The following is a 12,867-nucleotide window of genomic DNA, read 5'->3' on the forward strand; positions in this document are numbered from 1 at the left end:
AGACACAGTTCCAACACCCTGCTTCCTTCATTGAGAACGTTTCTATGACACGCTCCAGTCTAATTAAACCAAGTTGAGAAGTGAGCAAGTCGTAGTGAAGTGATTCAGGCACTGGGTGATACATGTACAGCCTATATGTACCGATCACCATCTTCGAGGATTGGCTCTCAACCTCTGCAACATTCGCGCCCTGTATTCAGCACGCAGTTCGTATCAGTTCTGAAGAATTGCAACGGAGCCTCTGTTCACGATATATGCGGTTGCAGTAGGGTGTACCGACTAGTAGTATTGTGGTTAATACACACAAGTGTTTTGAGTGGGACCATCGTACTAGCGATCATGAGCAGTGACGACGAACGAGAGCGGATCCGCGAACGGAAGAAAGAACGGCTGAAAGAACAACTCGGTGAAGATGACTCCACTGATAAGGACAGTACCGCCAGCGAAGGGACCCCAAGTACACCGATTCACGTCGACGGCTCGGCCGAATTCGAGGAGGTAGTCGAGTCCAATCGGGTCGTACTGGTCGACTGTTACGCGGACTGGTGTGGTCCGTGTCAGATGATGGAACCGACGATCGACGCGCTGGCTGCGGAGACTGACGCCGCGGTAGCGAAAGTGGACGTCGACGGCAACCAGCGACTCGCGGGACAGCTCGGTGCCCAGAGTATTCCAACCCTCCTGTTGTACGTCGATGGGGAGCCTGTCGAACGACTGGTCGGCGCGAAAGACAGAGGAACACTCGAATCGCTGATCGAGCAGTATAGCTGACGGCCCTCTCAGATACCCGGAATGAATCGGGTGCTCCCTACCTGCAAGCCTGTGGAGTTCGTTCGACTTTTTTCCCACTCAGTGAGGGCCGCACCCATCGAAGAACAAAGCCGTTTTTACGACTGACTGATTAGTCAGTCACCTGTGAATCGTCCTCCAAATCCGATCCGGCTCCTGATTCTCTGGATCGGGCTGGGGCTTGCCCGTGCCGGTCTGATCGACCGGGAGCGTGCCATTCAGACGACAGAACTCGCGTGGCCCCGGATCGTGACGGGTATCGCGCGGATGTCGAAAGGTGCGGTCGACGTCGCACTGGTTGGCGTCGCCGTTGGCACCTCGGCAGTTGCGGGTGTCGGCTTCGCCGGACCATTCTGGGGCCTCGCGTTCGCGCTTGGAGGCGGGGTCGCCGGCGGGACAATCGCACTTGTCTCCCAGCGATACGGTGCGGACGCCCACGACGAACTCGGCCTCGCAGTCCGGTCGAGTACCCTGCTCACGGTCGTGATCACGATTCCAGTCACCGTCGTATTCTGGCTCGTCCCCCACGAACTCATTTCGATTATCTCCAGTAACGAGGCTGCGATCGACGAAGGGGCCCGGTATCTGCAGTATGTCGGGCTTGGCGTGCCGTTCGCGGCGCTCAACCTGGTCGGGAGTCGCACGCTCGTCGGGGCCGACGACGCGTATACTGCAATGTTGGTCCGTGCGGGCGGGGCGATTGCGAACATCATTCTGAGTGTCGTCCTGATCTTCTGGCTGGGTATGGGTGTCGTCGGTGCGGCGTGGGGAACCGTACTTGCAAACGTCGCGGTGACCGCCACGTTCGCGATGGGGCTCGTCTGGGGGCGCTTCCCGACGATGGGTGAGTTCCCAGTGCAGATCGATCCCACTGGCACCTACGTCGATCCCGGAACGCTCCACGATCTGGTCGAGATCGGTCTGCCCGTGGGTGCGCGCAACCTCGTCTGGACCGTCGCCGAGTTCCCGATGCTCGGCATCCTCGACATCTTCGGCGAGAACACGGTCGCCGCGTTCGTCATCGCCCGTCGGATCTGGGGCATCATGAACGCGCCGGGGTGGGGCTTCGGACTCGCCTCGTCAAGTCTCGTCGGACAGGCGCTCGGCAAGAATGACGAGCGAACTGCGACCGCCTACGGCTACGATATCATCATCTTCTCGGTGGTGACCTACGCACTTTCGGCGGTCATTATCGCCATCTTCGCCGAGGATCTGGTCGTCCTGTTCTCGGACGATCCGACGAGTGGCGAGATACCAATCGCGATCAATCTCGTCTATGCCGCCTGTGTTGCGGTCGTCTTCGCGGGCGTCTCCAGCGCCGCCGCAGGCCCACTCGACGCCAGCGGCGATACCCGCGTTCCGTTTCTTAGCCAGTTTATCGGTATGTTTGGCGTCGCCATCCCGCTGGCCTACATCGGTGCCACAACTCCGCTCGGCTACTGGGGGCTGTATCTGGCCTTCCTCGCCGAAACCACGGTGCCCGCGGCGATCAACTACTGGCGGTTCCAGACCGGCAAGTGGAAGGGAATTAGCGAGGCCTACCGTCCGGACGTCGCAGCGGATGACTGACGCCCGTACCACCACAACACCTACACGCCGTCGGTCTGATACTCCGCTATGGTACGAACAGCCGCCTTCATGACCGAGCCGGTCGAGACCGTCCGCCGCGACGACCGGGTCGATGAGGTGCTCGAACGGCTCGCACAGGCCGATTTCGAGGGGTTTCCGGTCGTCGACGACGACGAACGGGTCGTCGGCATCGTCACACAGACCGATCTGGTACGACTGTTCCGCAAGAAAGACCGCATCGTCTGGATCCCGATTGGTGTCCCGCCCTTTAGCGAAACGGTGACCTACGGCTTCGACCTTTCACTCGACGAACTCGATATCGGGATCGACGCGGCGAAAGCCGCCCGGAAACCCATCAGCGAGATCATGACCGAAGACGTCGTCACGGTTTCCCCCGATACTGAGCTCGATGAGATCGTCGTCCTGCTCACGGACGAGGATCGCGACATCAATCGCCTGCCGGTCGTCGAAGACGATCGGATCGTCGGCATCGTCACACGGGAGGACGCCCTGCGGGCGGTTCGGGACAACAGCTAGGATCGGATTATCGATACTCCAGTCCGATAGGCAACTACTAACTAACCGTCGCTCCGGCCTGTATCCACGCATGCCCGAGGATCGAGCGGCGGCACCGACCGATGAACCGCGGACGCCGACAGCGGCGGATACCAGCGGGTACGGTATCACGATGACGTTTCTCGGCGGACTCCTTCTGGCGCTCGGTTACTACGGCGTGGTTGCGATACAGGGTGGGCAGACCATCGGCGAGGCGCTCCCGGAGCCGTTCTACATTCTCGCGGTTGCCTTACTGTTCGTCATCGAGTTGCTGAACAGCCGCCACCTCGGATCACTTGGATTCCTCCGTGCCATCGCGTTCGCAGTGATCTACGGTGGAATGTTCGTCTTCGCCGTCGAAGGCGGGCAGTACATCTGGGACGATCCGTCTGTCGCGATTGAGGGCTACGTTGGGGTCTCCGTCTTCGCCGTTGCCATCGTCGTCGCCGCGCTGATCTACGTCGGCTATCTGGCCGTCATCGAGACACGCGCCACTCGACGTGAGCAGGGGTAGCTACTTGCGAGGAGTGAGCGAGACGAACTCCAGTCCGTTTCGCTCCAGTAGGTCCGCGGCCCGATCCGTGACCGATGGCGAGACGAGGATCCCCCGTATTTCGGCGTCGTCGTGTAGATCCCGTCGGAGCGCGTCGACGTATCGGTCGAGCTGGCCGACAGCGTCCGGACCGACCCGTTTTCGCTTGAGCTCGACTGCGAGCGTCCGGCCGTCGGCGTCCTCGCCGAAGATATCGATCGCGCCCGCGGCCGTGTCGCGCTCGGTCGCCAGCGGGGTAAACCCGGGTTCGACAAGGTCCGGCTCCTCGAGGATCCGGTTTCGGAGGTCCTCCTCGGTGCCGTCAAGCGAGAGTTCAGTGGCGTCGTCCACGGCGAACGTCGAGACCTGACTGACCTGTTCGAACTCGACGGTGAGGCGTTCCTCGGGCGACGATCGCTCGCTTTCGATACGTAGTCTGTCCTCCTCCCTGCTGGCTTCGTGCGTACACCCCGGCGGTTGCCAGTTGACCGGCTGTTGGCCCTCGTCCGTGTGAACGAGGATCGAGCCGTCCGGCTTGCACATGACGTGGCGGTCGCCCAGCCCGAGCGTCGAGGACGCCCGGCCATCGTAGTCAACCTTGCATCGGCCAAAGAGTGTCACCAGTCGGTCGGTCTCGAACCCGTTCTCGACGACTGTTACGGCGGCGTCTAGCGAGGGATCAACGAGGGTGTCCACGCGAGCGTCCTGTCGTCCGTCGGCAGCAGTCACTGACTGCGATAGCGTGTTCGCGAATAAAAACGATCCGTTCGGCGTTTAGAGGATTAGTCCTGGAAGTACCATCGCGACCCCCACGTACAGAGCGAGCGCGTAGATGAAGTCGAACCAAAAAAAGCTCAACACATGTGCCAGATAGATGATCAGGACGATCGGCAGTCCGATCAACGCGAGTGGGGAGGACCGATACTGCTGTTTCGTCTGCTGCCAGATCGACTGTGCATCGCCCGTGCTCGGAAACGCGTGTGCAGCGACGCTTACGCCGAGCCAGAGGACGATCCAGCCGGCGATCCCGGTATCGCTGATGCCCCCAGCACCACCAGCGAGCAACGGAATCGTGGCGAACAGGGCGGCCGCAACGAGCGTATTCACCAGAAACGGTGCGACCCCGATCAGGTAGGTGGTTCGGTAGGACTCGGGTTCGGCGTGCAACACGTAGCCGGGGGGATCCCCAAGTTGGAAGTAACAGATCTCTACGATCGGAACGTCGGCCCACTCACACAGTTTGGCGTGTGTGTACTCGTGGACGACGACGCCCGGGGCAGTGACGATCGTCAGTACCCAACCGATCAAAGACATATTCTACAGGAGTAAGATGTATGATTTAATTGTATCCATTTTAATCAGATGATTGATTGCTGGACCAGTGGTCTTCGACGCAGGACAATCCACGGCAGTTTTGACGCCCCGCCGAGTAGCGATCGGTAATGAACGACGAACTCCGCGAACGGATCGAACAGGAGGTCGAAAAACACGCCCTTATCAACGCCGTCAAACACGACAGCGACGCGGACGTCGGCGCGATTATGGGTCCGCTAATGGGCGAGAATCCCGAGTTCCGAGAGCACGGCGACGAAATCCCCGGAATCGCGGGCGGCGTCATCGCCGAAATTAACGGGCTCGCCGCGGACGAACGGCGGAATCGACTTGCCGAGGTTGCCCCCGACGAACTCGACGAACTGGAAAGCGAGGACGAGGAAGACGACCAGGTCCTGCCGGACCTACCCAACCCAGACGAGTTTGACGAGATCCGGATGCGCGTCGCCCCGAACCCGAACGGTCCGTGGCACATGGGTCACGCCCGGATGCCCGCCGTGATCGGGACGTACAAGGACCTCTACGACGGCTGGTTCTGCGTCCGCTTCGACGATACCGATCCGGAGACCAAACGGCCGGACCTCGACGCCTACGACGAAATCCTCGACGCAATCGAGTATCTCGGCTTCGAGCCCGACGCTACCTACCGTGCCAGCGACCGGGTCGAGACCTACTACGAGCACGCCCGCGAACTCATCGAGCAGGGCGGCGCGTACACCTGCTCATGTTCCGGCGAGGAGTTCAGCGAACTGAAAAACGCAGGAGAGGCCTGCCCCCATCGGGACAAGGACGTCGAGACAGTACGCGAGGAGTTCGCCGACATGGTCGCGGGCGAGTACGAGAGCGGCGAAATGGTACTGCGAGTCAAGACCGACATCGAGCACAAGAACCCCGCGCTCCGGGACTTCGTCGCGTTCCGGATGATCGACACGCCCCACCCGCGCGAGGAGGCCAGCGAGTATCGTTGCTGGCCGATGCTCGACTTCCAGAGCGGGATCGACGATCATCTGCTCGGAATCACGCACATCATCCGTGGGATCGACCTCCAGGACTCCGCGAAACGCCAGCGCTTCGTCTACGACTACTTCGACTGGGAGTATCCGGAGGTCGTCCACTGGGGCCACGTCCAGATCGACGCCTACGACGTCCCGATGTCGACGTCCTCGATCAAGGAGCTGATCGACGAGGGCGAGCTCGACGGCTGGGCGGATCCGCGCGCACCGACGATCGCCAGCGTCCAGCGACGCGGCATCCGCGGCGAGGCGATCACCGACGCGATGGTCGGACTCGGCACGTCGACGAGCAACGTCGATCTGGCGATGTCCAGCATCTATTCCAACAACCGCGACCTGATCGACGACGAGTCGGATCGGGCCTTCTTCGTACGCGACGGCGTCGAGGTCCCGCTCACCGGCTCGGGTCCAGAGGAGGCGACGCCGCCGATCCACCCCGACCACGAGGACCGCGGCACCCGCGAGATCCCGGTAGGACAGGCCGTCCTGATCGAACCCGAGGACCGACCGGACCACGAGGAGCGCGTCTGGCTGAAAGGTCTCGGCTGTGTCAAGTACACCCGGGACACCTTCCAGTTCACCGGCGACGACATCGACGCGGTCCGCGAGGAGGGCGTCGACGTCATCCACTGGGTCCCCGCCGACGCTTCGGTCCCTGTCCGGATGCGAACGATGGACGGCGACGTTACTGGTCACGCTGAACCCGGCTTTGTGGAGTACGACGTCGACGACGTGGTCCAGTTCGAGCGTATCGGGTTCGTTCGCGTCGACAAGGTCGAAGAAGACGAATCGGTCGTCTACTACGCGCACCCCTGAAGGGTATAACCGCTCGACGGAACGATTGACAAACGTAACGTATTTCACTGTACCCCGGCAACGTCGTGATACGTTGGGCCGGTAGCTCAGTCCGGCAGAGCGTCTGACTCTTAATCAGACGGTCGCGCGTTCAAATCGCGTCCGGCCCGTTTTTGCCACGAACCACGGTGAGTGGCAAAACGGCAATAAGCGATTTGAAGTAGACCAGAAAGGCGCAGCGAAGCGAGCATTTCTGGGCGTAGTTCACAATCGCGTCCGGCCCGCTTTCTGCTTCGAGCAATTACGCGAGGAGCGAAGCGGTTAGAGCGATTCAAACTGGAAAACACCTGTTTCAGGCATGGGAGACACTCACTGCCAGATAATGGTTGGTAGACAAACATTATATACATGTACGTTATTATCTACTGACACTGATGGGAACACACGGCCGACCGGCCTCGACGGAGCGTCGCTCTCTGACATCCGGTTCGGGTAAACGAACGAGCGAGATTATTCGTTTGCTCGCACCAAGGCGACGACAGAGGCTCGTCGCGATACTCGAAAAGCGACCGGCAACGATCGATCGACACGTGGTTGCTCGAACGCTCGTCACCGAGGAGTCCGACACGAACGTGCCAGGTTCCGCAGCTGTACAGCGTGTTGAGATCGACCTGCATCACAACCATCTCCCCGCACTCGACGAGGCGGGCGTCGTTCAGTACGACCCTGAACGGGGAACAGTACAGCTCCGCGATACCAGTCAAGTGAAACGAGTGCTCGCGATGGTCGACCGACAGCGCGGCTACTCTTCGGGGCTGTAGTTCGGTGCTTCGTCGGTGATGACGACGTCGTGTGCGTGGCTCTCTGCCTGGCCGGCGCTGGACACGCGGACGAACTCGGCGCGCTCTTTGAATTCGGGGATCGTCTCCGCACCGACGTAGCCCATCCCACTTTGCATACCACCGGTAAGCTGGTGGAGCTCGCTGGCGAGGCTTCCCTTGTACGGTTTGGCCGCCTCGACACCTTCGGGGACGTACTCTTCCTCATCGGGTTCTTCCTTCAGATAGCGGTTCTCCTCGCTATCGCCGCCTTTCATCGCGCCGACGCTACCCATCCCGCGGTACTGCTTGTACTTTTTGCCGTTCATCGTGATGACGCGGCCCGGTGCCTCGTCGGTGCCCGCGAAGTACGAGCCGAGCATGACGGCGTCCGCTCCTGCAGCAATGGCCTTGATCGCGTCGCCGGAGTACCGGATGCCACCGTCGGCGATGACTGGCACGTCGTGCTGACTGGCGACATCCGCAACCTGTGAAACGGCAGTGATCTGGGGCATTCCCGCACCGCTCACGACGCGGGTGGTACAGATACTACCGGGACCGATTCCGACCTTGAGGCCGTCAGCGAAGCCGACGAGATCCTCGGCGGCTTCACGAGTACCGATGTTCCCCACGACGACGTCCGCATCGACGCTCTCTTTGATCTCTTTTGCCCCCTCGACGACGTTCCGGTTGTGCGCGTGAGCACAGTCGATAAAGAGGACGTTCGCTCCTGCCTCGTCGGCCTTGATCGCTCGCTCCGTGCTGAACGGACCGACCGCGACACCACAGAGCAGCCGCCCCTCGTCGTCGCGTGCTGCGTTGTTGTATTCGCGGCGCTGGAGAATGCCCTGCATCGTGACGAGCCCGGTCAGGCGGTTCTGCTCGTCGACGACCGGGACGCGTTCGATTTTGTGCTCGTACATCAGTTCGAGGGCTTCACGGGCAGTGACGTCTTCCGGCGCGGTGATGACCTCGTCGGTCATCGCCTCCTGGACTTCGTCACGTTCCCCGACTTCGAGATACGGGCGAATGTCGGTTCCACTGATGATTCCAAGCACTTCGTCGTCGTCGTTGACGACTGGCGCGCCGCTGACCCCTTCGGTCTCCATCAGCGCGTCGACGTCCCGGACGGTCTGCTCGGGTTCTGCGGTGACCACATCGCGGATGATCAGTTCGTCAGCTCGCTTCACTTGCGTGATCTCGTGGACCATTCGGTCGTCGTCCATGTTCCGGTGGATGACACCGAGACCTCCCTGTCGGGCCATCTCGATCGCCAGTTCGCTCGTCGTCACCGTATCCATCGCTGCCGAGAGGATCGGCACGTTCAGATCGACGTTGCGCGAGACGCGCGTCGAGAGGTCGGCCTCATCAGGTTCGACGGTGCTTTCTTTCGGCCGGAGCAATACGTCGTCGAACGTCAGCGCCTCTGGAACATCCAACTTCGAAGAGAAGTGCCCATTCGTATCGTTCGCCATGTTGTTGGTCCGTTTTGGTCGCCCAAAAACGTTGCGAGATGCCCCTCGTCTGGGTGAGCATATCACTCGATTGGCGACGAGCAGCTATCGAGCATAGCAGAGACGATGTGACCGATCGTCTACCATACATTCGGACTGATATCCAACTCAATAACCTGTGTCGAATATACTGCTGAATTCGACATATGTGTACGGTCCTCACGCAACGTTTATCACTCGATCTGAACAATGATGATATATGCAGTCCACCAGTCCCACTGTCCAGAGCAACGCCGGTCAGTCGACCCTCGTTTCCGGCAACCGCTTTACATTCTTCTGGATGGGGACAAAACTGGTGGACAATTCCACCGCGATCGACTGGCTGTCCCACGGCGGCGACGGCGTACATCGCGGGATACACCACCCATCGGCCACGGGGTACGGCCGTCCCGGCTGAGCGATGAGTACCTCCCAACATCCGGTCGCACTGGAGCTAGAGCAACGCGTCGGCGGCGCGACCAAGCTCCTTGCGACGGTGATGTTCCTCCCGCTGCTCGACGGGATCTTCCCGGCGCTCGTTCTGGCAGGTGCATTGGATACTACCGCAGGCATCCTGCAGGTCGGGTTGCTGGTCTTTGGCGGCAGTGCAACTGTTGCCGTGATCCTCGCCGAAATGGACGGTACGCCGCGCAGTCAGGCAAAGACCGTCCTTCTCGTCGGGATCCCGTTGATCGTCGTCGCCGCGATTGAGACCGCACTGGCACCCTCGATCGCCGAGCTCGTCGATCTGGTGATCTTCGAACGGTTCGCTGCACTGGTGATCCTCGCGATCGCTGCCAAGACCGCGAGTGCGACCGTCGGCGAGTATATGCCACGCCCAGCAGTTATCGTCGGGCTTGGCCTGTTCGCCAGTCTCGATCCCTCGGGAGCCGAACTCGTATTCGTCTCTGATCCTGAACTGGTCGCTCGCGGTGTCGCCGCGGCTGGCGTCGGCGTTGGCTTCGCGCTTCTGGTTGCGCTGTTCGGGCCGGTGCTCCGGTCGATGGTCGACCTCGACCGGTTCCGCTTCGGCAGCGCTGTCGCGCTCGGTCTGCTCCCGCTCTCGCTGCTTGACCTCCCGCTTGGCGATCTGGCACCGCTGGCCGTGCTCGTCCTGACGGCCGTGTTCGCTCTCGACCCGAACGCCTCGAACACGCTCGGAGACGCATCGACGACCCAATCGGACTCGGGCGCTGCAGGACAGGCACACCTGACCGACGGTGGTCCGGAGCCCGTCTGGGACGCCGACGAGGAGGGCGATGACGAGTCAGCGAGCGAACGACGCGAGCCCTGGCTGTGATTGCACGTCCTCAGATCGGGGCGACTCCGTCACGGGAATAGACGAGAAGTAGAGTCCCGAATCGAAACCACTTTAGGGCGGTACGAGCTACCAGAAAGTGACGGGGCTGTGGCCAAGCCAGGCATGGCGACTGACTCCAGAGATTGACACCCGGTGACGAACTCCAGACTGATATACTGAGCGCGCGACTGATCATCGCTCGCGTTGACGACTCTCTGGAGAACCGAGGTGAATCGGAGATATCAGTCGATCGGGGGTTCAAATCCCTCCGGCCCCATTTACTGCTGCGAACCACACCGTGAGCAGCAGTAACTACACGCGGAGGATTTGAACCCAGAGGACGAGCGTAGCGAAGTCCTCGTGGTTCACAATCCCTCCGGCCCCATATGAAATAAAAGAGACTGAGAGCCATCTCTCACGTTCCCCATACTTCTCTGCACGGGTGTGGTCGGCGTGTTGAAACTTGTCATCGAGAGCGACAAGTCCGAGACGCTGCCGAGGGCCAGTCTGCGACTCGCCGACCGCAGGGGATCGTCGAGATTGCCCTGTCCACACTCAGTGATTACGTACACGCCATTGCCGAGATACTCTATCGAATCACTTCCTCTCCGATATCGCTGGTGGCCGGGTATACCAGAACGCCCAGAGAATCAACACGGCCTGCAGCGGGAGTCGTCCCCAGCGAACGATGCTGGACGGATCTCCCCCGCCCGGCAATCCTTCAATGACGACCCCGTGCGTCGCCATGTAGATGTTTGCCGGAAAGATGGCAATGAGTAATGCAATCGTCGCCCACGCGGCGTACTGTCGAGTTCGGTCAATGAGTAGCCCGATCCCGACGGCGATTTCGGCGAGACCGGAGAGATAGACGAGTAATAGTGCCGCCGGAAATATCGGAGGGACGATCTGGACGTACAGCTCCGGCACGACAAAATGTAGCATTCCTGCGACTATGTACCCTGTACTCATTACGTAGAGTAGCGGGCGTTTGAGTCGGTTCAGAACATCATTCATCAATACGAAATACTTCCCGGGACCTGAAACAATTTCGCTCCGAGGAGTCACCTGTCGAACTGTTCCCACTCGAAACGTGAGGGGAACCAGCTATCCGTCGGCCGTCTCCTCCACTGCGGTCGCGACCTCGTCGACGACCGCTCCGAAGTCGATCTTACCTTCGTCTGCGACCCAACGGTACGTGACTCGCCCCGTTTCGTCGAGGACGAAGATGCTTCGCTGTGCCGCCTCGAACTGGCCATACATCTCGTGGAGGACGACACCGTAGTCCTGGATCACGTCGTGGTTCCAGTCCGAAAGCATCGGGAAGTTCAGGTTCTCTTCTCTGATCCAGACGTTCTGGGCCGGTGGCAGGTCCACGCTGATACCATACACGGCGGCGTCGAGGTCCTCGAACTGATCCATCGAATCCCTGAACGTACACATTTCGGCGGTACACCCGCTGGTGAACGCCGCCGGGAAGAACGCGAGTACGATCGGTCCCGCACCGAGTGCTGTGGAAAGATCGAACGGTTCGATGTCGTTGTACGCCTCGCCGCCCGCTTTCGGGAGCGTGAATTCGGGTGCGTGATCGCCGATATCGATCATACCGATACCTAACGGGCGACGTACCTAAACAGTCCCCACTCCGGGGTCCCCATCTGTTGTGTGGAGGGTATTCGTCGCCAGAATCGTTATACTGCCAGCGCCGATTCCTGCGACTCGCCGACGAGCAATTCTTCGACGAAGGAGATGGCGTCTGACTCCTCAGCAATGCTTTCCATCAGCACGGTCTCGCTCGGGAAGAGCCGTTCGCCGAGTTCGAGCCCGTGCTCTCTGGCGGTCGATCCGGTCATCGTCAGATAGATACCGAGGCCCACGTCCGCAATCGAGGCCTCTTCCTCGCGCCCGTCGTCGGGATACTGAAAGGTCACACCATCGGTTGCTGCAGTCCCCAGCACTGCCTGAACGAGTCGTTCGTATCGCGGAGAGATACAGAGCGGACCTTCATATTGCTCGACGAACTCCCGATCGAATGTCTCGACATCGGTCCGCTGGCACGTCTCCGGCGTCCCCATCAGCGTGTGATAGACCGTATCACCGAGTCCACCGACGACCCGGACGTCGGTATCGCGCGGATCGATTCGCGCATTGATATCGCTGATTCGTTCGATCGGCTCCTCGCGGAGCCCGACGACTTCTTCCAGAACGAGATCAGCGCTGTCGAAGCCGAGATTAAAGTCGTGAGTGCGAAGCGCCCGGAACGGCTCTTCGCGGCCGATCAACTGGAGGTCGATGTCACCAAGCGGGATCGTGACGCTGTCGAAGACGATCCGTCGGGGACGACCGTCCCGGTCGTCGCGCAAGAGCGTATACTCGGGTCTGGTCGGGTCGTCGAGACTACTGTAGGCCGCAAGTCGCTCGTAGACGTCGTCAGCGGCGTCCTGTCGCCCTTTCGTGATCGCTTTTTCGTATCGCAGTGTCGAACTGATCGAGTCCGCCAGCGCCGTGACATCTGTCGAAGAGTCCGTCGGTATTCGACTACTCTCGTCAACGCGCCGGGCCACCCGGTCGAGAACGGCTTCGAGGGGCCGCCCTTTTCGCGGCACGGCAACCGAGACGGTCGTCATTGGCGGAAAAAACGTTCCCCCACGTCAAACAGGTTGCGCTTTCGCGC

At 60.6% G+C, this 12,867-nt stretch carries 14 protein-coding genes and 2 tRNA genes; 10 read left to right on the plus strand and 6 right to left on the minus strand.

The genetic code is table 11. From position 1 onward, the window contains the following. The first annotated feature begins 339 nt into the window (after nt 1-339). The 4 genes from trxA (at nt 340) to AArcSt11_RS15305 (ending at nt 3,427) form a co-directional block, all read left to right on the plus strand. Entirely contained in the window at nt 340-771 is a 432-nt protein-coding gene (gene trxA, locus AArcSt11_RS15290) for a thioredoxin (protein ID WP_250598365.1), read from the plus strand. 144 nt (nt 772-915) lie between these two features. After that, on the plus strand, nt 916-2,358 hold the full coding sequence (locus AArcSt11_RS15295; protein ID WP_250598367.1) for an MATE family efflux transporter: 1,443 nt from the start codon (nt 916-918) through the stop codon (nt 2,356-2,358). Between the two features lie 48 nt (nt 2,359-2,406). Beyond that, nucleotides 2,407-2,895 (plus strand): CBS domain-containing protein, encoded by a 489-nt coding sequence (locus AArcSt11_RS15300; RefSeq protein WP_250598368.1) that lies wholly within the window; start codon nt 2,407-2,409, stop codon nt 2,893-2,895. Nucleotides 2,896-2,965: 70 nt separating this feature from the next. Further along, entirely contained in the window at nt 2,966-3,427 is a 462-nt protein-coding gene (locus AArcSt11_RS15305; RefSeq protein WP_250598369.1) for a hypothetical protein, read from the plus strand. Here the strand turns inward: AArcSt11_RS15305 and nucS are convergent, their stop codons facing one another. Beyond that, nucleotides 3,428-4,174: an endonuclease NucS gene (gene nucS / locus AArcSt11_RS15310; protein WP_250598370.1), complete on the minus strand. Its 747-nt coding sequence runs from the start codon at nt 4,172-4,174 to the stop codon at nt 3,428-3,430. A gap of 45 nt (nt 4,175-4,219) precedes the next feature. Continuing rightward, the gene (locus tag AArcSt11_RS15315; RefSeq protein WP_250598371.1) at nt 4,220-4,759 is read right to left on the minus strand and encodes a metalloprotease family protein; all 540 of its coding nucleotides are present in this window, start codon (nt 4,757-4,759) and stop codon (nt 4,220-4,222) included. A gap of 128 nt (nt 4,760-4,887) precedes the next feature. Here AArcSt11_RS15315 and AArcSt11_RS15320 point away from each other — a divergent pair, with 128 nt between their 5' ends. From AArcSt11_RS15320 to AArcSt11_RS15330, 3 genes are all read left to right on the plus strand, one after another. Further along, the gene (locus AArcSt11_RS15320) at nt 4,888-6,606 is read left to right on the plus strand and encodes a glutamate--tRNA ligase (protein ID WP_250598373.1); all 1,719 of its coding nucleotides are present in this window, start codon (nt 4,888-4,890) and stop codon (nt 6,604-6,606) included. 75 nt (nt 6,607-6,681) lie between these two features. After that, nucleotides 6,682-6,755: transfer RNA gene (locus AArcSt11_RS15325), tRNA-Lys, on the plus strand. Between the two features lie 264 nt (nt 6,756-7,019). Next, nucleotides 7,020-7,406 (plus strand): DUF7344 domain-containing protein, encoded by a 387-nt coding sequence (locus AArcSt11_RS15330; protein ID WP_250598375.1) that lies wholly within the window; start codon nt 7,020-7,022, stop codon nt 7,404-7,406. Here AArcSt11_RS15330 and guaB read toward each other — a convergent pair. Further along, nucleotides 7,388-8,878 (minus strand): IMP dehydrogenase, encoded by a 1,491-nt coding sequence (gene guaB / locus AArcSt11_RS15335; RefSeq protein WP_250598377.1) that lies wholly within the window; start codon nt 8,876-8,878, stop codon nt 7,388-7,390. The genes AArcSt11_RS15330 and guaB overlap by 19 nt on opposite strands. Before the next feature lie 238 nt (nt 8,879-9,116). Here guaB and AArcSt11_RS15340 point away from each other — a divergent pair, with 238 nt between their 5' ends. The 3 genes from AArcSt11_RS15340 (at nt 9,117) to AArcSt11_RS15350 (ending at nt 10,473) form a co-directional block, all read left to right on the plus strand. Continuing rightward, a complete protein-coding gene (locus AArcSt11_RS15340; protein ID WP_250598379.1) occupies nt 9,117-9,314 on the plus strand; it encodes a DUF8099 family protein in 198 nt (65 codons plus the stop codon). Nucleotides 9,315-9,317: 3 nt separating this feature from the next. Continuing rightward, the gene (locus AArcSt11_RS15345) at nt 9,318-10,196 is read left to right on the plus strand and encodes a DUF5794 domain-containing protein (protein ID WP_250598380.1); all 879 of its coding nucleotides are present in this window, start codon (nt 9,318-9,320) and stop codon (nt 10,194-10,196) included. Nucleotides 10,197-10,298: 102 nt separating this feature from the next. Next, nucleotides 10,299-10,473, plus strand: a tRNA-Trp gene (locus tag AArcSt11_RS15350). A 320-nt stretch (nt 10,474-10,793) separates the two neighbouring features. Here AArcSt11_RS15350 and AArcSt11_RS15355 read toward each other — a convergent pair. The 3 genes from AArcSt11_RS15355 to AArcSt11_RS15365 form a co-directional block, all read right to left on the minus strand. Next, a complete protein-coding gene (locus AArcSt11_RS15355) occupies nt 10,794-11,210 on the minus strand; it encodes a DoxX family protein (RefSeq protein WP_250598381.1) in 417 nt (138 codons plus the stop codon). Nucleotides 11,211-11,300: 90 nt separating this feature from the next. Further along, nucleotides 11,301-11,798 carry a redoxin domain-containing protein gene (locus AArcSt11_RS15360; protein ID WP_250598382.1) on the minus strand — a complete coding sequence of 166 codons (498 nt, stop codon included), beginning with the start codon at nt 11,796-11,798 and terminating at the stop codon, nt 11,301-11,303. A gap of 86 nt (nt 11,799-11,884) precedes the next feature. After that, nucleotides 11,885-12,820: a phosphoribosyltransferase HisG-related protein gene (locus AArcSt11_RS15365; protein ID WP_250598383.1), complete on the minus strand. Its 936-nt coding sequence runs from the start codon at nt 12,818-12,820 to the stop codon at nt 11,885-11,887. Between the last annotated feature and the right edge of the window lie 47 nt (nt 12,821-12,867).

The organism is Natranaeroarchaeum aerophilus (genome assembly GCF_023638055.1).
Classification (GTDB): Archaea; Halobacteriota; Halobacteria; order Halobacteriales; family Natronoarchaeaceae; genus Natranaeroarchaeum; species Natranaeroarchaeum aerophilum.